16 protein-coding genes are annotated in these 21150 nt (G+C 71.4%); 8 read left to right on the forward strand and 8 right to left on the reverse strand.

The genetic code is table 11. From position 1 onward, the window contains the following. Positions 1-558: 558 nt before the first annotated feature. Both VXC91_RS16500 and VXC91_RS16505 read left to right on the forward strand, forming a co-directional pair. Positions 559-1356, forward strand: coding sequence for a CAP domain-containing protein (locus VXC91_RS16500; protein ID WP_329508008.1), 798 nt, complete (start codon positions 559-561; stop codon positions 1354-1356). 368 nt (positions 1357-1724) lie between these two features. Continuing rightward, entirely contained in the window at positions 1725-3122 is a 1398-nt protein-coding gene (locus VXC91_RS16505; protein WP_329508009.1) for an MFS transporter, read from the forward strand. A gap of 102 nt (positions 3123-3224) precedes the next feature. Here VXC91_RS16505 and VXC91_RS16510 read toward each other — a convergent pair whose 3' ends face one another. The 4 genes from VXC91_RS16510 to lnt all read right to left on the reverse strand — a co-directional run bounded on the left by VXC91_RS16510 (position 3225) and on the right by lnt (position 8206). Continuing rightward, the gene (locus tag VXC91_RS16510; protein ID WP_329508010.1) at positions 3225-5153 is read right to left on the reverse strand and encodes a helix-turn-helix domain-containing protein; all 1929 of its coding nucleotides are present in this window, start codon (positions 5151-5153) and stop codon (positions 3225-3227) included. Positions 5154-5221: 68 nt separating this feature from the next. Further along, positions 5222-6004 (reverse strand): 3-hydroxybutyrate dehydrogenase, encoded by a 783-nt coding sequence (locus tag VXC91_RS16515; RefSeq protein WP_329508011.1) that lies wholly within the window; start codon positions 6002-6004, stop codon positions 5222-5224. Positions 6005-6058: 54 nt separating this feature from the next. After that, a complete protein-coding gene (locus tag VXC91_RS16520; RefSeq protein WP_329508012.1) occupies positions 6059-6538 on the reverse strand; it encodes an NUDIX hydrolase in 480 nt (159 codons plus the stop codon). Positions 6539-6547: 9 nt separating this feature from the next. Beyond that, positions 6548-8206: an apolipoprotein N-acyltransferase gene (lnt, locus tag VXC91_RS16525; RefSeq protein ID WP_329508013.1), complete on the reverse strand. Its 1659-nt coding sequence runs from the start codon at positions 8204-8206 to the stop codon at positions 6548-6550. A 220-nt stretch (positions 8207-8426) separates the two neighbouring features. Here lnt and VXC91_RS16530 point away from each other — a divergent pair, with 220 nt between their 5' ends. Continuing rightward, positions 8427-9482 (forward strand): O-antigen ligase family protein, encoded by a 1056-nt coding sequence (locus VXC91_RS16530; protein ID WP_329508014.1) that lies wholly within the window; start codon positions 8427-8429, stop codon positions 9480-9482. Between the two features lie 107 nt (positions 9483-9589). Here the strand turns inward: VXC91_RS16530 and VXC91_RS16535 are convergent, their stop codons facing one another. Both VXC91_RS16535 and VXC91_RS16540 read right to left on the reverse strand, forming a co-directional pair. After that, positions 9590-10123 (reverse strand): hypothetical protein, encoded by a 534-nt coding sequence (locus VXC91_RS16535; RefSeq protein WP_329508015.1) that lies wholly within the window; start codon positions 10121-10123, stop codon positions 9590-9592. A gap of 98 nt (positions 10124-10221) precedes the next feature. Then, entirely contained in the window at positions 10222-11007 is a 786-nt protein-coding gene (locus VXC91_RS16540) for a glutamate racemase (protein WP_329508016.1), read from the reverse strand. Positions 11008-11064: 57 nt separating this feature from the next. On the opposite strand from VXC91_RS16540, the gene VXC91_RS16545 reads away from it, so the two are divergent. Continuing rightward, positions 11065-12240 carry a glycosyltransferase gene (locus VXC91_RS16545; protein ID WP_329508017.1) on the forward strand — a complete coding sequence of 392 codons (1176 nt, stop codon included), beginning with the start codon at positions 11065-11067 and terminating at the stop codon, positions 12238-12240. 30 nt (positions 12241-12270) lie between these two features. Here the strand turns inward: VXC91_RS16545 and VXC91_RS16550 are convergent, their stop codons facing one another. Continuing rightward, positions 12271-13647 carry a TerD family protein gene (locus VXC91_RS16550; RefSeq protein ID WP_329508018.1) on the reverse strand — a complete coding sequence of 459 codons (1377 nt, stop codon included), beginning with the start codon at positions 13645-13647 and terminating at the stop codon, positions 12271-12273. 293 nt (positions 13648-13940) lie between these two features. Between VXC91_RS16550 and VXC91_RS16555 the strand changes: the two genes are divergently transcribed. The 4 genes from VXC91_RS16555 (at position 13941) to VXC91_RS16570 (ending at position 18777) form a co-directional block, all read left to right on the forward strand. After that, on the forward strand, positions 13941-14393 hold the full coding sequence (locus VXC91_RS16555; protein WP_329508019.1) for a DUF6643 family protein: 453 nt from the start codon (positions 13941-13943) through the stop codon (positions 14391-14393). A 48-nt stretch (positions 14394-14441) separates the two neighbouring features. Continuing rightward, positions 14442-15272, forward strand: a complete 831-nt coding sequence (locus VXC91_RS16560) for an MOSC domain-containing protein (RefSeq protein WP_329508020.1) — start codon at positions 14442-14444, stop codon at positions 15270-15272. A 334-nt stretch (positions 15273-15606) separates the two neighbouring features. Continuing rightward, positions 15607-16212 (forward strand): Rv1733c family protein, encoded by a 606-nt coding sequence (locus VXC91_RS16565; protein ID WP_329508021.1) that lies wholly within the window; start codon positions 15607-15609, stop codon positions 16210-16212. 123 nt (positions 16213-16335) lie between these two features. Continuing rightward, complete coding sequence (locus VXC91_RS16570) at positions 16336-18777, forward strand: right-handed parallel beta-helix repeat-containing protein (RefSeq protein ID WP_329508022.1); 2442 nt, start codon at positions 16336-16338, stop codon at positions 18775-18777. Here VXC91_RS16570 and VXC91_RS16575 read toward each other — a convergent pair. Continuing rightward, entirely contained in the window at positions 18747-21119 is a 2373-nt protein-coding gene (locus VXC91_RS16575; RefSeq protein WP_408057394.1) for a hypothetical protein, read from the reverse strand. The genes VXC91_RS16570 and VXC91_RS16575 overlap by 31 nt on opposite strands. Positions 21120-21150 lie beyond the last annotated feature (31 nt).

The raw sequence follows: 21150 nt of genomic DNA on the forward strand, positions 1-21150 counted from the left end.
TCATCAGGACGACATACTCGGTGAGCGTCTGCCCTGAGGAGCGCAGCAGATCATCATCCGGAGAGCGACGAAGCGCCACGACGACCCGCATCACGGCGCGTCAGAATTGCCTTTCCCGAGATCTCGACGGCCTGCCGGTCGGCCGGAACAGTTCCGCAGGTCAGTGACATCCGTCACATTGAATCCGGGAACTAACCGCCCCGAATAGTAGACGCCACTTTGTCGACATACGCGATTTGTCCGGCTTGGCGTCGGCGCGTTGCATCCGGGACTCGAGAACCCTTCCCCTCTCGACGATGTCGCCCGTTCGCATACGCAGAAGGCTTCTGACTGGGCGACAGGAACGACGAAGGCCGTAGAAGCGGGACCAGCACGCCTCCACTCCCATTTCAAGGGCCCACCCATGTCTACGAAGCAAAGTAGTACGAAGGCTCTTTGCGCGCCCTGTGTGCCCGTCCTAAGAATGACGGCCGCAGGGCATCGCCGTGGTTCAGGGGTGGGGTCCGCAGACAGCCAGCCGCACAGGGAGCGCTCGGCGATCACCGAGTGAGGTCACACATGGGGAAGCACCGCAAGAAGAATCGCCGGCGCATAGTCATCGCTGCCGTCGCCATGGGCGCCGTGGGCGTGCCGTCCGTCGCCGTGGCCTACGCCAACTGGGGGGACGGCGGAGGACACCCGTCGTACACTGCCGCGAAGCTCGCGACCAAGAATCGTCAGCACGACGCCGACCGGTACTACGGCTGGAACGCCGACGGTCACGGCGAACCCACCTCTGTGGCATCGAGCACTCCGACCCCTTCCGCGAGCGCGCCAAAGACCACCCCGCCGCCGAAGATCGCACGAACCACAGCCCCCAGGCCCAGGACCATGGCGCCGCGCACCACCCCGAGCGCCACCGCTTCCGCTTCCACGCCCGCCACACCGCAGAGCACACCGGAGGGCACCGCTCCGGCGCCCGTGACCGGTGCCCCTGCGTCCGGGGCCGTCGCGCGCGTCGTGGAACTCGTCAACGCCGAGCGGGCCAAGGTCGGTTGCTCGCCGCTGACCGTCAACGCGAAGCTGACCAAGGCCGCACAGGACCACAGCGAGGACATGGCGGCCCACCAGAACATGTCGCACACCGGGTCCGACGGGTCCGCCGCGGGCGACCGGATCACCCGGGCCGGCTACGCCTGGAGCACCTACGGCGAGAACGTCGCCTACGGCTACGCCACCCCCGAGCAGGTCATGGCGGGCTGGATGTCCAGCCCCGGTCACAAGGCCAACATCCTCAACTGCGGGTTCAAGGAGATCGGCGTCGGTCTCGCACAGCCCAACGACTACTGGACCCAGGACTTCGGAGCCGCGCGGTAGCGCGTCCCATCGCGGCACCCTGACGTTCCTGCTCGACAAGGGCAGGAGCGGTGGTGGGGGCGTTAACCCACGCGCGGCGATGACAGTCGCCCAGGACTCCCCGCCACTGCTTCAGTCCCTGCTCTTCCCTGGTCGTCCGTGACGGACGGCACGGTGGATCAGGACGCGCGCGAAGATGCAGATGGTCCTCGTGGAGGCGTACCGCCCCCGATCGAGCCGCATGATCACGTCTCGTCGATCGGACATGGGGGCCGAGCGCATAGCCCGCTGCAGAACTATGTTGTCCCACCACATGTGCGTCTGACCTGCACGTTCCTACCGTGTGCCGACACGTACCTGTCCCCACCGCACACGAGGAAGTGGCGCACATGGCCTCAGCAGCATCCGCTCCCCCGACGCCCCCGGCACGGCCCCAGAACCTCCCCCGTATCGTCGCCGCCAGCCTCATCGGCACCACCATCGAGTGGTACGACTTCTTCCTCTACGGGTCCGCCGCCGCGCTCGTCTTCAACAAGCTGTTCTTCCCGGACTCCGACCCGCTGGTCGGCACCCTGCTGTCCTTCCTGACGTATGCGGTCGGTTTCGCCGCCCGTCCGCTCGGTGCCCTGGTCTTCGGACACTACGGCGACCGGCTGGGGCGCAAGAAACTGCTGGTGCTGAGCCTGCTGCTGATGGGCGGTGCGACCTTCGCCATCGGCCTGCTGCCCACGCACGCCACGGTCGGGACCGCAGCGCCCGTGCTGCTCACGACACTGCGTCTGGTGCAGGGCTTCGCGCTCGGCGGTGAGTGGGGCGGCGCCGTGCTGCTCGTGTCGGAGCACGGTGACGCGCGGCGGCGCGGCTTCTGGGCCTCCTGGCCGCAGACCGGCGCACCGGCCGGGCAGCTCCTTGCCACGGGCGTGCTGTCGCTGCTCACCGCCGTCCTCTCCGACAGCGCGTTCGAATCCTGGGGATGGCGCATTCCGTTCCTCCTGTCCGGCGTGCTGGTGATCGTCGGTTTGTGGATTCGTCTGTCTGTCGATGAATCGCCTGTGTTCCGGCGGGCGTTGGCACAGGCAGAGAAGCGGAGGACGGCGCCGGGAGCCGAAGCGGAGAAGCTGCCGCTGGTGTCCGTGCTGCGCCACCACTGGCGGGACGTGCTGATCGCCATGGGCGCGCGCATGGCGGAGAACATCAGCTACTACGTGATCACCGCCTTCATCCTCGTCTACGCCACCGAGTCGGCCGGCGTCTCCAAGCAGAGCGCCCTCAACGCCGTACTCATCGCTTCCGCCGTGCACTTCGCCGTCATCCCGGCCTGGGGCGCGCTCTCGGACCGGATCGGCCGGCGGCCGGTCTATCTGCTGGGCGCGGTCGGGGTAGGGCTGTGGATGTTCCCGTTCTTCGCGCTCACCGACACGGGCGGGTTCGGCAACCTCATCCTCGCCGTGACCGTCGGGCTGGTGCTGCACGGTGCGATGTACGCGCCTCAAGCTGCCTTCTTCTCCGAGATGTTCGCGACCCGCATGCGCTACTCGGGTGCGTCCATCGGGGCCCAGTTCGCCTCGGTGGCGGCAGGCGCCCCGGCTCCGCTCATCGCGACCGCGCTGCTGGCCGACTACGACAGCTCCACGCCGATCGCCCTGTATGTCATCGCGGCGTCCGTCCTGACCCTGATCGCGGTGGGCGTCGCCAAGGAGACGCGCAACCGCGACCTGACGCGGGTGGACACGCCCGTCGACGCGGAGCCCGCCGACGCACCCACGGCGGATGCGCGTACCGTCTGAAGCCCCAGGCACCGACCGGCCCCGTGCGCCCGTGCGTGCGGGGCCGGTTCGCGGTCTTTCCGAGGGCGCGCTTTCGGCCAGAACACGGAACGCGCCCTCGGGTCATCGGGAAACAGCTGACGAGGACAACCGGAGCAGTCGCAGTGCCAGTTGTATCTCCAGGGCGCGAGCGGGGCTCTGCCAGTCGTCTCCCAGGAGCCGCCCCACACGATCCAGACGCTGCGCCACCGTGTTCACGTGCACGTGCAGTTCGTCCTTGGTGCGCGCCGGGCTCATACCGCAGTCGAAGTACGCGTCGAGGGTGCGGACGAGGTCCGTGCCGCGCCGTTCGTCATAGGCGACGACCTCACCGATCGTGCGCTCGACGTAGCCGGCGATGTCCCGGTCCCCGGCGAGCAACAGTCCGAGGAACCCGAAGTCGTCGGCGGCGGCGCCGTCCCCGGCCCGGCCCAGCAGGCGCAGCGCGTCGAGGCAGCGCAGCCCCTCCGTGTAGGCCGCGGCCACCGCGTCGGGACGGGCGGCGAGATCCGAGACGGGTCCGGACGCCCCGACGGTGACCTTTTCATGGACGGCGGTGCCCAGCTGTCCGGCTGTACGGCGGGCGAGGTGGGTCCCCGTGTCGCCCGGTTCGAGGGGCAGCAGCAGAACCGTACCGCCGGCGCGGGTGGCGGCGAGCCCGTGGCGGGTGGCCGCGAGGTGGGACGCGGCGGACCACAGACGACGGCGAGCGGCGGCCTCCTGGTCTGCGTCGGCCGATGTGCCGTCGAGACGGGCGGCGAGCACCACATGGGTGGCGTCGAGGTCGGCGCGAAGCCGCGCGGCCCGCTCGCGCAGCACACGCGGGTCGCGGTCGCGGCCGTCGAGCAGGTCGTCCAGCAGTTCGCCCCGGACGCGCTGCTCTGCCTCGGCGGCGGAACGACGGGCCAGCAGAAGCAATGAGGTGACCATCGCGGCCCGCTCCAGGGTGCGCTGGTCGACGGGGTCGAGCCCCGGATGGCCGCGCAGCACCAGCGCACCGAGCAGCTCGCCGCCGGCCGACACCGCGGCGATCCAGTCCTCCCCGTGGCGCACGGCATGGCCCTCGACGCGGGACGCCTCCAGGGCCGCGGTGGGGGTGCCGGCCGCCTCGGCGAACTCGACCGTGCCGTCGAGGACCTGCGAGACCGTGGCCGCCACGTCGTGGACCCCGCCGCCGCGCAGAACGAGTTCGGCGAGCCGGTCGTGGACGTCGGAGGCCCGTTCGATGGCCCCGCTGCGGTCGCGGATGATCTCGTTGGCGCGTGCGAGCCGGGCCAGGGCCGAGCGCGTCTCGGTGAGCAGGTTCGCTGTGTCGATGGCGGCGGCGGCCAGCGCGGCGAACGAGCCCAGGAGCGCGATCTCCTCCCGCTCGAAGACCCGGGCCCGCCGGTCGGCGGCGAACAGCACTCCGATCACCTGGGGACCGATCATCAAGGGCACACCGAGGATCGCCACGAGTCCCTCGTCGCTCACGCCCGTGTCGATCGTGCGGGTGTGCTGGAAGCGGTCGTCGCTGAAATAGTCCGGCGTCACATAGGGCCGGGCGGTCTGGGCGACCAGTCCACCGAGCCCCTCCCCCATACCCAGCCGCAATTGCTGGAAGCGAGCGGCGACCGAACCCTCGGTGACCCTCATATAGGTGTCGCCGGCCGCCTCGTCGTGCAGGGTCAGATAGGCGACGCCCGTGCTCAGCAACGACCGGGCGCGCTGCACGATCGCCTGCAGGACGGCGTCGAGGTCACGCAGCGCGGCCAGGTCGTGGGCGGTCTCGAACAGCGCGGACAGCTCGGCCTCGCGCCGGCGCCGGCCCTCCATCTCCGCGCGCACGCGCAGGGCCAGCCGCTTGGCCCGCTCGAGTGCGTCGACGCGCTCCGCCGGCAGACCTTCGGCGCGGGCGAGCAGCACCGGCTGCTCGTACGCGTCGGCCGACGCGCCCCGGGCCAGGAGCTCCAGGAACGGCGCCTCGGCTCCGGTGCCGGGGCGCTCCGCGGACTGTACATGATCGCGAGCCATGCCCCCAGGATGGCCCACGGCAGGACCGGGCTCACCCGACCTGTGGACAACCTTTGACATGCGCGCGCTCAGTGCGCCGTCCAGCCGCCGTCGAGGACCAGCGACGTGCCGGTGATGAAGGACGCCTGTGGGCTGCACAGATAGGCCATCGCCTCGGCGACCTCCTCGGGTTCGATCAACCGCTTGACGGCGCTGTCCTGGAGAAGCACCTCCGACAGAACACGCTCCTCGGGGATCCCGTGCACCCGGGCCTGGTCCGCGAGCTGCTTCTCGACGAGGGGCGTGCGCACGTACGCGGGGTTCACACAGTTCGAAGTGACGCCGTGGGCGGCGCCTTCCAGGGCGGCGGCCTTCGAGAGCCCTTCGAGCCCGTGTTTGGCGGTGACGTACGCCGCCTTGAACGCCGAGGCGCGCAGCCCGTGCACCGACGAGATGTTGACGATGCGGCCCCAGCCCTGTCCGTACATATGGGGCAGCGCCCCCCGGATGAGCCGGAACGGTGCCTCGAGCATCACCGTCAGCACCGTGTGGAAGACATCGGGCGGGAACTCGTGCAGCGGGCGTACCAGCTGCAGCCCCGCGTTGTTGACGAGGACGTCGGTGCCCGCGGCCGCCTGTTCGGCGGCGTCCAGGTCGGTGAGGTCGAGGACGTGCGGCTCGACGGCGCCCGCGAGGCCGCGGGCCGCGGCGACGAGCTCGTCGAGCCCGGAGGCGTCCCGGTCGACCGCTCTCACCTTGGCCCCGGCGGTGGCCAGCCGCAGCGAGCAGGCGCGGCCGATGCCGCCGGCGGCACCGGTGACGAGGGCGATGCGTCCACCGAGGTCGAGCGAAGAGTGCGGGGCAGGCGTCATGGGTTGACTCTAGGCAGTGCCCCTGCCCCACCCCATATGTTCACCGCACATACTTCACAGCGGATTCGTGGGGTCGAACCATGTGGGTCCATCCGACAGGGCTTGCTTGATCCGGAGCAGGCCGAAGTCGTTCAGCTCGGGCAGCGCATCCACCGTGAACCAGCCGACCTCGAGCGACTCGTCGTCGTTGACGCGCGCCTCGCCGCCGACGGCCCGGCAACGGAACGTGATGTCCATGTACTGACAGATGTCGCCGTTCTCGTATGTCACCCGTTCCAGTGCCTGGACGAGGACGACCCGTTCGGCGACGCACCGCACCGCCGTCTCCTCGTACACCTCGCGCACCGCACAGGCCGCCGGCTGCTCCCCGGGGTCGGGGATGCCTCCGATCACCGACCATCTGCGGTTGTCGGCACGGCGCCCCAGCAGCACCCTGCCGTCGTCGTCGAAGACGATGGCCGTGACGCCGGGGAGCCACAGCAGCTGATGACCGGCAGAGGCGCGGATGGTCCGGATGAAATCGGGAGTGGCCATGGCCAGAGCCTAACGGGCCGACTCCGGCACTTCCGGCTCAGCCACACGCGCGTCTTCAGCGGCGCGCTTGCGGCGGCCGCGGGTCGTCGACACCACCGTCCAGCCGAGCCCGGCGGCCGCGACCAGCACCAGAAGCATCTCGGGCAGGGTGCCGAGCCGAGTGGCGGGCGTCTCGGACGAGCGCAGCGGCACCTTCTGGACGAGCGAGGCAGCGACGAACATCCCGGTCCGCTGGGTGATCTTCCCGTCCGGCATGATGACGGCGCTGACACCGCTCGTCACAGGCACGGTGACGGTGCGGCTGTGCTCCACCGCCCGCACCCGGGACATGGCGAGCTGCTGATAGGTCATCTCGCTGCGGTCGAAGGTCGCATTGTTGCTCGGCACCGAGATCAGCTGCGCTCCGTCCTGGACGGTGCTGCGCACGGTCCAGTCGAAGGCGGCTTCATAGCAGGTGACCAGGCCGACCTTGGCGTCCGCCATGGTGAACACGCCCGGCTTGTGCCCCCGGCTGAAGTCCTGGCTCACCATCGACGTCCAGTTCTTGTTGATGACGCCGAGCAGCGAGCGCAGCGGCAGATACTCGCCGAAGGGCTGCACCTGCCGCTTGTCGTACGTGTCCACCGGGCCCTTGTCGGGATCCCACAGAATCTGCTCGTTGTAGAGCTTGCCCCCGCGCTCGACCACACCGCCGACGGAGATGGGCACGCCGATCGCCGTCGCGGCACCTTCGATCACGGCGGCGGCGTCGGGATTGGCGAAGGGGTCGACGTCGGAGGAGTTCTCGGGCCACAGCACGAGGTCGGGCTTCGGGACCTCACCCGCCTTGACCCGCTCGGCCAGGCGCTCGGTCTCCCGCGCGTGGTAGTCGAGGACAGCGCGCCGCTGCGCGTTGAACTCGAGCCCGGAGCGCGGCACGTTGCCCTGGACGAGGGCGACGGTCGTGGTGCCGTTCTCGGCCTTGTCGCTGACCAGGGAACGCGCTGCGACGGCGCCGAGCACGGGAGCGGCGACACTGATCAGGGCGACGACGGCCGTCCCGCGCCGCAGCTCTCCCCCGCGCCGTCCCTCCACGACGACGCGGACGATCTCGTACAGCCCGAAGCCGCACAGCACCACCGCGAAGCCCAGCACCGGGGTGCCGCCGACCGCGGCGAGCGGCAGAAAGACACCGTCCGCCTGACCGAAGGCGATCTTCCCCCAGGGGAAGCCACCGAACGGCATGCGCGCCCGTGCCGCCTCTCCCGCGATCCACACCGCAGCGGCCCACACCGGCCAGGCGGGCAGCCGCGCGACCAGGGCGACGCCCGCGCCGACGAGCGCTATGAAAATCGCCTCCACCGCGACGAGCGCCAGCCATGGACCGGAGCCGACCTCGACGCCGGTCCAGACGAGCAGCGGGAGCAGGAAGCCCAGACCGAACAGATAGCCGAGACCGAGTCCCGCCTTCCAGGTGCGGCCGCGCAGGCTCCAGGCGAAGACGGCGAAGGCCGGAAGAGCCAGCCACCACAGCGTCCGGGGCGGAAAGCTGACGTACAGCAGCACTCCGGAGAGCGCCGCGGCTGCGGCCGGGACGAGCCGCCGCACCCGGCGTGCGGCACGGGGTGCCGGTGCGGCCTGGGGTTCGAGTCGCTCCGGCTCGCCCACGGAAGTTGCGGTGACGGTCACCCGGGGAGTGTACGGCGCGTGACCGAACCCCCGACAGCTCGGTCCGGCCGCGCCATAGGCGTCCCATCCGCTTTCGGACCGCATTGTTTCGCCCCGCTGCGGCATCGTTGCTGCGCAACTCATCCACAAACCGGCGCATCACCCGTTACCGTGTGCCGGAGCCTGTGAGGTCCGGCCGGACACGGCCGGACGGCCGGGCCCGGCACAGGGGGGTGGCGGGGTGGAATCCACGGGCACGGAGTCCGCGACCAGGGCCGCGGACGCGGAAGACGAGGGACGAAACGTATCTGATGCCACCGGCGTCCTGGCGCTCGGTGCCTGCGCGGCGTGGTCGCTGATCACGGCCACCGCACACGGTGGCCGGCCCGAGGGATTTCTGCTCGCGGTGCTCGCGGTCGCCGCCGGTTATGCGTCCGGGCGCATTTTCGGATCTCTCCTGCCGGTCGTCGCGCCCGCCGCGGGAGCCCTGGCCGGCCTCGGGCTGGCAGTCGCCGCACCGCATGCCACGGCGGGGCCGCCGGTCGTCACCCCGCACGGGGACACCGGTGAGATCGCCGCGCTGTTCGCCCTCTCCGCGGGGGCGGCCTGCTGCGCCGCGTGGGCGGCCCGCTTCCCGGCTCAGCGACTGGCCCTCCGGTTGTCGGCCGTGGGAATCGGGGTCGTCGCTGCCGCGCTCGGCTCGACGACGGGTCTCGTCGCCTCCGCCGGAATCCTCCTGTGCTCGCTCGCCGCCGACCGGATGCGGCATCGCGCCCTGGCACTGTCCGGCCTCGCGCTCGCGACGGTCCTGGTCACCGGAGTGACCTGGGCGGTGGCGGAGGGCGTACTGCCGGACGGCCTCGGCTCCTTCCTGGAGGACCAGCTCGGGCCGCACCGGGTGCTGCTCTGGCGGGACGCGCTCACACTCGCTCACCGCGACCCCACGCTCGGCGCGGGGCCGGGACGCTTCGGCGAGCTGAGTCCCACGGCCGCGCAGTCGCTCCTGCCCGACGGCAAGCCCCACTCCGCGCCGCTGCAACTGGCAGCGGAACAGGGGCTGACCGGCGTGGCACTGCTCGCGGCGGTCTTCTGCTGGGTGCTGTACGCGCTGTTGCGCACCGGGCGGCCCACTCCCGTCGCGCTCACGGCGGGCGCCACGCTGACGGCACTCGCGGTGATCGCATCGGTGGGCAACGCGCTGAGCTTCACCGCGGTGACCGCGGGGACGGGCCTGCTCGCCGGTATCGCCACGGCACGGCCGCTGGCGGACGAACGCAGCGAGCGGACGGAGCCCTGACGGCAGGCTCCCATCGCGTGCACACAATCGCGTGCACACATGGGACAAGGCACATGGAAAGGGACGGGCAGCAGCCAGAGGGAAGGACGACCGTCGGTCCGCGTGGGTCAGTGCGTGGCGCCGGGCAGGCTCGTGTGCAGCCGGGCGCGGATGACCCGTACCGCCGTCTCCGCGTTGTCGACGGTGATCGTGAAGGTGTGGCCGTCCCAAAAGCGCAGCACGACGCCCTCACCACGCCGTACGACGACCGCCGTGCCCTTCTCGGGACGCCAGCGGTAACCCCACCCGCCCCATTGCCGCGGGGTGACCCTGGGCACGAACTCGGCCCCGGCCACGAGCGAGAGGGGGATGCGGCGGCGCGGGACGCCGATGTGGCCGCAGCGCACCTCGAGGCATTCCCGGTCGACCTTCACCGCCACGTGCACGAACGCGAGCGTTCCGAACAGGACCAGCAGCCCGGCCGCGATACAGCCCACGACGGACATGACAAGGGGGACGATGCCGGACGTCCACGCCGACTCGACGGCCAGCGCGATGCCGAGCGCCATACACGCGGCACCGCCGAGCGCCAGCAGCCACTGCGCACGATTGGTCGCGCGCCCCGTCCAGATCTCGGGGTCGCCCTGGGGATGGTCCCTCATGCCTCGAGAGTACCCAGCTTCCGGAACGCGGGCACCAGGTTGCGCAGAGTCACTGCTCCCGGCGCCGGTTCAGGGGAAGGGGACACCGGGTCGGCCTCTCACCGTGCGGGGCTGACCGCCTGCAGGAGCCTGCCCTCGGGATACGTCAGCGCCTCGGCGGGCAGCACGCCCTCGCGACCGCTCAGCAGCACCGTGAGACCACCCACGGCGGGAGCGTCAGGCGCCGAGTTCTCCCCGAGGCGGCGCAGCGCCTGCGCGGCCACCGCTCCGGCGGTCCCGTGCAGGATCAGCGGGGCGCGGCCGGGCTTCCGCAGAGCCGCGCGGATCCGTTCGGCGACCAGTTCGTAGTTGGTGCAGCCGAGGACGGCGGTCGTGACGTCGTCGGGGGTGAGCGCGGCGGCCGCCGCGATGGCGGCGTCGACCGCCGAGTCGTCGGCGTGGTGCACGGCGTCGGCAAGCCCGGGGCACGGCACCTCGGCGACGGTCACCCCGTCGGCGAATTCCCGGATGAGTCCGCGCTGGTAGGCGCTCCCTGTGGTGGCGGGCGTGGCCCAGATCGCGACGGGTCCGCCGCCCGCGGCGGCCGGCTTGATCGCCGGCACCGTGCCGATGACGGGAAGATCAGGCTCGAAGCGGGCGCGCAGTGCGGGCAGGGAGTGCACGGACGCGGTGTTGCAGGCGACGATCAGGACGTCGGGACGGTGGGCGGCTGCCGCCTCGGCGACGGCGAGGGCGCGCGCGGTGATGTCCTGGGGAGTGCGCGGCCCCCAGGGCATCCCGTCGGGGTCCCAGGAGAGCACGAGATCTGCGTCCGGCCGCAACCGGCGTACGGCGGCGGCGGCGGGAAGGAGGCCGAGTCCGGAGTCCATGAGCGCGATCTTCACCCGGCCACGATAGACGACGTGTCCCGGCCGGCCCTCGGGGTGGGGCAGACTGCGCGCGTGAGCGCCATCGTGTGGATCGCCGCGGTATCACTCGCGGCCTGGTTGTGGTTGCTGCTGTGCCAGGGCTTCTTCTGGCGTACGGATGTGAGGCTGCCGTCCCGCCGGGGACCCGGCGACTGGCCGTCCGTGTGCGTCGTCGTGCCCGCGCGCGACGAGGCCTCGGTACTGCCGCAGAGCCTTCCGTCGTTGCTCGCGCAGGACTATCCCGGGCAAGCCGAGATCTTCCTGATCGACGACGGCAGTTCGGACGGCACCGGAGAGCTGGCCCGCGACCTCGCGAAGCGGCACGGCGGGCTGCCGCTGACCGTCGACTCACCGGGCGAGCCGCCGGCCGGGTGGACCGGCAAGCTGTGGGCCGTACGCCATGGGATCTCTCGCGCACGCGTGCGTGCACCCGAGTATCTGCTGCTGACGGACGCCGACATCGCCCACGCCCCCGACAGCCTGCGGGAACTGGTGGCGGCGGCGCGCACGGGTGGCTTCGACCTCGTCTCGCAGATGGCCCGGCTCCGGGTGGAGAGCGTGTGGGAACGGCTCGTCGTGCCCGCGTTCGTGTACTTCTTCGCCCAGCTGTACCCCTTCCGCCGGATCGCGGTGCCCGGGGGACGTACGGCGGCCGCGGCGGGCGGTTGCGTCCTGCTGCGCACCGACGCAGCCGAGCGTGCGCGGATTCCCGACGCCATCCGGCAGGCGGTCATCGACGACGTCGCGCTCGCGCGAGCGGTCAAGAACAGCGGCGGCCGCATCTGGCTGGGGCTGGCCGACCGGGTCGACAGCGTGCGGCCGTATCCACGGCTGCACGACCTGTGGCGGATGGTCTCTCGGAGCGCCTACGCCCAACTGCGGCACAATCCGCTGCTTCTGGTCGGTACGGTGCTCGGACTCGCCGTCGTCTACCTGGTGCCGTCCGTCGCGCTGATCGCGGGGCTCGTCACGGGGAACCTCGCCGCGGCGGTGATCGGCGGGCTGGCGAAGCTGGTGATGACCGCGACGTACGTCCCGATGCTGCGCTACTACCGTCAGCCGCCGTGGCTCGCGCTGTTGCTGCCGGTCACGGCGTTGCTCTACCTGCTCATGACCGTCGACTCGGCGGTGCAGCACTACCGGGGACATGGTGCGGCCTGGAAGGGCCGCACCTACGCACGCCCGGACGCGGCGCTCGAGGAGCAGTGAACGGGCCGGTCGCGCGGGCGACCGGCCCCGTCACTTCCTGCCGGGGGTCCAGTTCATGCCCCACCCGTAGGCGCGGTCGATCGTGCGCTGCGGGCTGACTCCGCGCTCCGTGACCAGATAGCGGGCCTCGCGCTGGACGATCAGGTCGCCACCGGAGTTGGTGATGAGGGCGAGCGCGCACACGGTCGAGGGCACCGTGCACTCGTCGAGGAAGAACTCGACGGGTGCGCCGTGCTGCGGCTGGAGCGTGACCGTGGCGTGCAGGTCCGCGAAGGAGCGGGCGCCTTCGTAGATGGTCACGAAGATGAGAATGCGCCTGAAGCTCTGCGTGCGGTCGAGGTTGATGGTGAGGTTCTCGCCGGATTCCACGGCCCCGGTGCGGTCGTCGCCGTCGAGGTGGATGAACGGCGGGTGGTGCAGCGACCCGAAGGCGTTGCCGAGCGCCTGGACCACTCCCTTGCTGCCGTCGGACAGTTCGAACAGGGCGCACAGGTCGAGGTCGAGGTCCGAGTGCCGGGCCACCGCCCGGCCGCGCTTGCTGCCCCATCCCGAAAATTGTTTACGTACCTGCCAGTTGAGGTTCACGCGCATGAAACCCGACGTTCCGCCCTGCTTGGTGAGCGAGACCGAGGGGGCCTGCTTGGTGAGCGTGACCTTGGTGAGACGGACCGGGGCCCCGGGTGCCGAGGGCGGGACGGCGGGCGCGGGCGGGCCGTACGGGGCGGTCGGGGACGGCGGCGGCGCACCGTACGGCGAGGTGGGCGGCAACGCGGTCACCGGGGGCGCAGGGACGGCCACGGACGGCGGGGTCACGGTGACCGGCGGGACCCCCGGCACGCTCGGCCGGTCGACGCGTGTGGCCGGAGCGGGGGGCACCGCATGCTGGGGCTCGTCCACCGTGATGCCGTAGTCCGTGGCCAGACCTTCGAGTCCGCTGCCGTAGCCCTGTCCGACCGCGCGGAACTTCCAGGCGCCCTGGCGACGGTAGAACTCCCCCAGCACGAACGCGGTCTCGACGCCGGCCGCGGGGTCGAAACGCGCGGCCTCGGTGCCCCGCCCCTCGTCGAGCACACGGACGGAGAGGCCGGGCACCTGTCCGAACGTTCCCCCGTCGACGGAGGCGGCGAGCACCACGGTCTCGATCGCGGGCTCCACGCGCGCGAGGTCGACGACGAGCGTCTCCGTCACCTGACCGCCCGCCTCCCGCTTGCCTTCATGGCGCACCGCGCCGGAGGAGTGCGTGGGCTGGTTGTAGAAGACGAAGTCGCCGTCGGTTCGGACCTTCCCGGAGACCAACAGCAGTGCCGAGGCGTCCACGTCGGGCACACCCGGTCCGGAGCGCCAGCCCAGTTCGACGCGCAACGCCGCCGTCGGCACCTGAAGATTGGATCCTTTCGGCATTGACATGTCCGCCCCCATCACGTGTCACCGCACCGGGACCGAGGCCCAGGGCAGTCCGCTGCATCCGTTCCGGTCAACCTATTCCCCCAGGGCCCGAACTCCCATGACCCGGACCGCAAGACCACTGGCCAACCACCGGTAACCCACCGGGAACTCGGCCTTTACACGATCTCAACCCCGCCCGATGCCCCTTTTTGGCAAGTTCATTCGCATTGGGGATCCCGCGTCACCCCGGACACGGAAAACAACCCTCTTATCGGTCTCCCCAACCAGCACATCGTGGGCTTAACTTATGTGCCATGACCTCCCCCCGCTCCACCTATGGCGGCGGCTACTACTCCGCGTCGCCCTTCCCGGACACTCCGATCTACGACAGGCTCGTCGCCGAGCGGGGCACCCCGCAGATCGCTCCGATCCGGGTCCCCTCCGCATACGACACGCCGGGCAGCAACCTGCCCGCGCTGCCGTCGGCGCTTCCCGCGCTGCCGGCCGCGCCCTCCCCCCAGGTTCCCTCCTACGGATACCCGCCTGCCCCGCACCCCGCGCCGCTGCAGCCGGCGCCCACCGCGTACATCCCGCAGCAGGCGGCCGGCCCCCGTGGCTACCCGGGCCCGCAGCAGATGCAGCCGCCTCGCCCGATGGGCACGGGCTACGAGGCGATGCGTCCCGCCGCGCCTCGCTCCGCCGCGCCCCGCCCTGCCCCGGCGCCGTACCAGGACCCGTACAACAACGGGCAGTACCGGGGATACTGATCCACCTCACAGGATGAGGCCATCGGCTCCCGATGGGACGATGGCCTCATGCCGAATCCAGCGCTGCACTCGATTCACATCCACCCGGTCAAGGCGCTAAGGGGCCAGGCGCCTCACGAGGCCGTGGTGGAGCCATGGGGGCTGGCCGGAGACCGACGCTGGGCACTGATCGACGACACCGGCCGGGTCGTCACACAACGCGAACACCCGCATCTGGCATTGGCCGCCGCCGAGCTGCTGCCCGGCGGTGGAATCCGTGTGTCCGCTCCCGGCCTGGACCCGCTGTCCGTGGCCGTGCCCGACCCGTTCGGCGGTACGACGACGGCGAAGTGGGCGGGAGACAAGATCGAGACCGTCCCCGCCGACCGCGAGGCGAGCGCCTGGTTCTGCACATACGTCGGCGAGGGCGTGACCCTCGTCCACCTGGACGACCCCGCCGTCCGCCGGCCCATCCACGACCCGCCGTTCGGGCGCCCGGGCGAGACCGTCAGTCTCGCCGACGGCTACCCGCTGCTGCTCACGACGGTCTCGTCCCTCGACGCCCTCAACTCCCTGATCGAGCAGGGCGACCGCCCCGAAGAGGGCCCCCTGCCCATGAACCGGTTCCGGCCCAATGTCGTCGTGGCCGGAACGGAACCCTGGGCCGAGGACGACTGGCAGCGGATCGCCATCGGCGAGGTCGTCTTCCGGGTCGCCAAGCTGTGCGGACGCTGCGTCGTGACGACCACGGACCAGGCCACCGCCGAGCGGGGCAAGGAGCCACTGCGCACCCTCGCCCGCCATCGCCGCGTCGGCGAAAGACTCGCTTTCGGACAGAACTTGGTACCGCAGTCGCACGGCACGGTGCGCGTCGGCGATCCCGTCACGATCCTCGGATGAGCCGGTCCCCCGGGCGGGTTCGGACCGTTGCCGCAGCCCGCAGCGTGCCGACTCCCTGACTCTCCCCGGTTTCCGCCTGCCGCCGCTCGGAGCGATGCCTCAGGGCTTCGGGACCAGTTACCGGAATTGAGTCCTCCGCATTTCTGCGGCAGCACACTTCGATCGGACGGCCAACGAGGGAACCGTGGCGCGGAGCACGGTCGTTGAGTCGATATGAGAAATTCATGAGAGGCGCGTCGGGCGGAGAGAGGTGATTTCGCTCTCTTCTCTCCGGCCTCGGCGGCCGACGTCCGGGTGCCGGGGTTATCACGGACGCGGAAGGGGGTGCGGGACGGTGCGAGCAATCAGCGGTCTGTGGCGCTGGCGGGGCAATCCACTGTGCCGTGCAACCGATCTGGCCGAAGCCTGGGCGGCGCTGCTCGCCCTTCTCCTGGTCCTCGTCGTCGCGCCCCTGGTCGGGGTCGTGATCGGTTCGGTCGCCGAGGACTCTCTGCAGAGGTCTGTGCGAGACCAGCAGCGCAGTCGCCACCAGGTCGTGGCGACCGTCGTCAAAAAGCTCAACCGCGTCGCGCTGGACCCGGATCCGGAGTCGTCGACGACGCGGGACGCGCACAGCCGCGTACTCGCCGACTGGACCGCACCAGACGGCACGGCACATCACGAGCCGGTCCTCGCCGGCCTCGAGTCCCCGCGCCGGGGCGACCACTTCACCGTCTGGACCGACGTCCACGGCGGCATAGTGACCCGCCCGCTGGACCGTGCCACCGCGACGACGCACGCCGTGCTGGCGGGTGCCGGCGCGGCCGGACTGGCCGGGGGGCTGATAGAGGGCGGCCGCCGGCTGATCGTCTGGCGCATGGTCCGCCGTCGATACGCACGATGGGACCAGGCATGGGACAAGGCGGGCCCGGACTGGGGCCGCACCGGAACGGGCAGTTGACCGCCTTCGGGCTCCGGTCAACCGCCCATCTCCGCGCACGCTACGGTGGACCGGCCGGCTGGTCGGCTGTCCGGTATCTTCGCGAGAACCCGCGTGAGTACGAGGTGGGGGCACAGCAGCGCCATGGCACAGGGCACGGTCCAGGTGACGCACACCGGCACATCGCGGTGGCGGCGCCGCACAGGTGAGTACGCGTCGCTCGCCGCCGCCCTGGAGGCCGCGGGGGACGGAGACGTGCTCACCGTCGCTCCCGGCACCTACCGGGAGAACCTCGTCGTCCAGCGGGCGGTGACACTGCGCGGGCCGGAGGGCTCCCCCGGTTCCGTGCGCATCGCCCCGGTGGACGGGGTGCCGCTGACCGTGCGGGCCTCCGCCGTGGTCCAGGACCTTCACGTCGAGGGCCAGGACGCTGCGGCGCCCGCGCTCCTCGTGGAGGAGGGTGCCCCGGAGCTGGTGGACGTACGGATCACGACACGGTCGGCGGCCGGCATCGAGGTCCGCGGCGACGCCCGCCCCACCGTACGGCGGTGCACCGTCGACAACCCGGCGGGCGTCGGCATCGCCGTCGTGGACGGCGGAGGCGGGGTCTTCGAGGAGTGCGAGGTCATGGCGGCGGCCCAGTCGGGTGTCGCGGCCCGCGGCGGCGCCCGCCCGCGCCTGGAGCGCTGCCGGGTGCACCACACCTCGGGCGCCGGCCTGTCGGCGACCGGTGAGAACTCCTCGCTGGAGGCGATCGGTTGCGAGGTGTACGAGATCCGCGGTTCCGGGGTGCAGGTGACCGCCCGTGCCACGGCACACCTGACGGACTGCGATGTGCACCGCACGACCGCTGACGGCGTCACGCTCGACACCGACGCGGTGCTCACCCTGGCCGACTGCCGCATCCACGACATCCCGGAGAACGCGGTCGACCTGCGCTCCCGTTCGGTGCTCACGCTGACCCGCACGACGGTGCGGCAGTTCGGCCGCAACGGCCTGTCGGTGTGGGATCCAGGCACCCGGGTGGACGCCGACCAGTGCGAGATCTTCGACAGCACCGGCGACTATCCGGCGGTCTGGGTCAGCGACGGCGCCACCGCGGTGCTCGACTCGTGCCGGGTGCACGATGTGCAGGACGCCCTGTTCGTCCTCGACCGCGGCTCGCGCGCGGACGTCGTGGACAGCGACCTCACACAGGTGCGCAACACTGCCGTCTCGGTGAGCGACGGTGCCACCACACAACTCGACGACTGCCGGATCCGGGACGCGGCGACGGGCGCCTGGTTCCGGGACCACGGCAGCGGTGGCACGCTGTCCGGCTGCACCATCGACGGCACCCAGACCGGCGTGATCGTCACCAAGGGCGCCGATCCCACCATCGAGCGGTGCACGGTGACCTCACCTGCGGAGGCGGGCTTCTACGTCTCGGCGGACGGCCGGGGCAGCTTTCTGAACTGCCGGGTCACGGGCAGCGGTGGCTACGGCTTCCATGTGATAGACGGCTGCCGCGCGACGTTGAGGAAGTGCCGGACCGAGCGGTGTGCGCGCGGGGGCTACGAGTTCGCGGACGGTGGCCCGGGCACCTCCGGTGACGGTCCGGTGGTCGAGGACTGCACCAGCGACGAGAGCGCCGGACTGCGGCTGCCCGAGCCGCCCCGGGAGACCGCCGTGCAGACGACGGGGCGGTCCTCCGGCCTGCTGGGCGCCATCCCCGGCCAGCGCAGCACCGAGCAGGACCATCTCGTCACGGCCGTCCCGGAGCCGGAGAAGCCCGCGCGCACCTCGTCGGCCGTGCTCGGGGAACTCGACGCGCTGGTCGGCCTCGAGAGCGTCAAGCGTGAGGTGCGTGCCCTGACCGACATGATCGAGGTGGGACGCCGTCGGCAGCAGGCCGGCCTCAAGGCGGCGTCCGTACGACGGCACTTGGTGTTCACGGGAGCCCCCGGCACCGGCAAGACGACGGTCGCCCGGCTGTACGGCGAGATCCTCGCCTCGCTCGGCGTCCTGGAAACGGGCCACCTCGTGGAGGTGTCGCGAGTCGACCTGGTCGGCGAGCACATCGGCTCCACCGCGATCCGTACCCAGGATGCCTTCGAACGGGCGCGCGGCGGGGTGCTGTTCATCGACGAGGCGTACGCGCTGTCCCCGGAGGACTCCGGGCGCGACTTCGGCCGTGAGGCGATCGACACCCTCGTGAAGCTCATGGAGGACCACCGTGATGCGGTCGTGGTGATCGTCGCGGGCTACACGGCCGAGATGGAGCGCTTCCTGTCGGTCAACCCGGGCGTTGCGTCCCGTTTCTCGCGGACCATCACCTTCGGCGACTACGGTCCCGACGAGCTGTTGCGGATCGTGGAGCAGCAGGCCGAGGAGCACGAGTACCGACTCGGCCATGGAACCACCGAAGCACTGTTGAAGTACTTCACGGCGATCCCGAAGGGACCGTCGTTCGGCAACGGGCGCACCGCGCGCCAGACGTTCGAGGCAATGGTGGAGCGGCACGCGGGACGGGTCGCCCAGTTGGCGGAACCGAGCACGGACCAACTGACCCTGCTCTATCCGGAGGATTTGCCGCAGCTGCCCTGACCGCCACTACCCGCCTCCGCGTCCGGCCCGGCGGGACGTGGTCCGGGCAGTCCCGGCCGCAGCCGGCTCAGCAGATGCTCGCGCTCCTCCGCGAACGCCGGGTCCGCCTGGTAGTCGCCATGCCCGAGGATCGGCGCGGGCAGCGGGTGCTCCGCGGTGCGGCCGTAGGCGAGCGGATCCCTGAGCGGCGCGCGGTCCACCTGGGGACCGCAGTCGCCGGGCAGCCGGATCGGACCGCCGATCGGGTCGGTGAGGCGGTAGAGGTTGCGCCAGCAGGCGACCTCGCGGTGCAGAGAGCTGAGCGCGGCGGGGCCGAAATAGGCCGGGAACCAGCGCCCGTACAGTCGCTCCAGGGGCGAGCCGTACGTCAGGAGGGCCACCCTTCTGCGCACGGAGGGCTCGAGCTGCCAGGCCGCCGCCGCCGCGAGCACGCTGCCCTGAGAATGGCCGGACAGCACGAGTCGTCCGCCGGTGGTCTCGGTCCAGGTGGCCATGCGCCAGGACAGGTCGGGCACGGCACGCTCGGCGTAGCAGGGTGGGGCGAAGGGGTGGGCGGCCCGCGGCCAGAAGGTGCCGACGTCCCACAGGATGCCGATGGTGCGCCGCGCCGAGGCGTCCTTGTAGGCGCGGCGTCCCCAGGTGACGAAGAGGAGGAAGCCGATACCGATCAGCCAGGAGCCGAGCGCCTGAGCGGTCTCGGCGCCTCCGCGTACTAAGGGCTGGGTGCCCAGGGTGGCCCCTTCCGGGGTGTCGTGGGTGGCGAAGGCTCCCGCCAGGGCAAGCGCCCCCAGGAGCAGGGTCGCGGCGGACATGACGGCGACGACGAGCGGGGTCCGGTCCGTGACGGCGGCCATGACGCGGGTGCCCGCGATGCGCCGGGTCCGCGCGCTGTCCCTGGGCTCGCCTTGGTAGTCGAGTTCCACCGCGGCGGTCTCGGCGCGTCGCAGTACCGCGGAGCGCCGGGCCAGCCGGCCCACGACGACGAGCAGAACGAGCAGCAGCGGCGGAATCGTTGACGCCTGCCAGGTGAGCAGGACGGGCGGACCGGCCATGATGTGCCGGGTGCCGTCCAGCCAGTCGGCGACCCGCTGGGCCACCCCGCCGGACATCACCCCGCCGAGCGCGCAGGCCAGCATCGCGACGGCGGGGCCGGCCAGTCCGCGCATCGCGGTGCGGGTGTCGGGGTGGGTGCGGTGAAGGACATGGGCGACGACGCCGAGCGCGATGACGAGGACTCCCTGCGCCAGGGCGAGCGCGCCGAACGTGGCGTCGCCGGGCAACCGGTCCGCGGACCGCCAGCCCGGGCGCGACCAGCCGGCGTACACCACGGTCGCGGCGAGCAGCACGAGCGCGCCCGCGGGCAGCCTGCGCACCAGGGCCTGGTCGAGAGTTCGATCCAGCCGGTTCTCGGTACGGCCCCGTCGGCACACCACCCCCACCACAACCACGCCCGCCGCGAGGAGAGCTGCGCACAGGAGCCAACCGACGGCCTCGAGTTCGACGGAGCCGTGCCGGCTGTCGTACCGGGCGGCGGCGGTGGCCAGCGCGGCGGCGACCGTCAGTAAGCCCGCTGCGGTGTGGGCGGCGCGCAGTCGGGCCACGAGGCGCCGCCCGTACCAGAACCCGGGGCGGCCGAGGGCGGTGCGGTGCGGCTCCTCGTCCGGCTCGGCCGGACGGGAGATCGGCTGCTGGGACTCGTACGCGCTCCAGGTGCGGTGCGACAGGTACCAGAGCAGGCCGGTCAGCGCCGTGGGCACCAGGGACGCCAGGGCCAGACGCCGCCCCGGCTGGCTCCACCAGCCGTGGTCGGAGGCGACGGGTGAGAGGAAGCCGAGCCAGGAGTGGCGCTGGGCGCACGCGCGGGTACCCGCGCACTGCCAGGCACCCAGGTCCAGGGCGACCTCGCAGGCGGCGGCGACCAGCAGGACCGTCAGAGTGAGCCCGATGAGACGGACGATCAGTCCGTACAGGCGGACGGTCCGCTGCCGACCGGTCGTCGAGGGGCGCATCCAGTGCGCGAGATTGACCACCATGAAGGGCAGCAGCAACAGCCACAGGGCGCGCGCGGCGTTCCCGGAGGTGAGATTGCACCAGACGTACGCCTCGGGCACCGGACCTCTCCTGCGGTCCTCCGGATGCCGCTCGGCGTCGATGTCGGCCTCGCGCCGGTGGACGGCGGCCGTCTCGTCACCGGAGACACGGACCGTGCGTGGATCGCCCAGCATCTCCTCGGGTGTGGTGCCTCCGACGCCGTGGACCAGGAGCTCCAGGGCCACCCCGCCTCCTGCCGGCCGCTGCCCGGCGTCGCCGTGCTCCCCGCCGTGTTCCCGTGCACGCTCCACTGTTCTGCACTTCCCCCGCGTTGCGTACCGT

The sequence above is a fragment of the Streptomyces chiangmaiensis genome (assembly GCF_036281785.1).
GTDB lineage: Bacteria > Actinomycetota > Actinomycetes > Streptomycetales > Streptomycetaceae > Streptomyces > Streptomyces chiangmaiensis.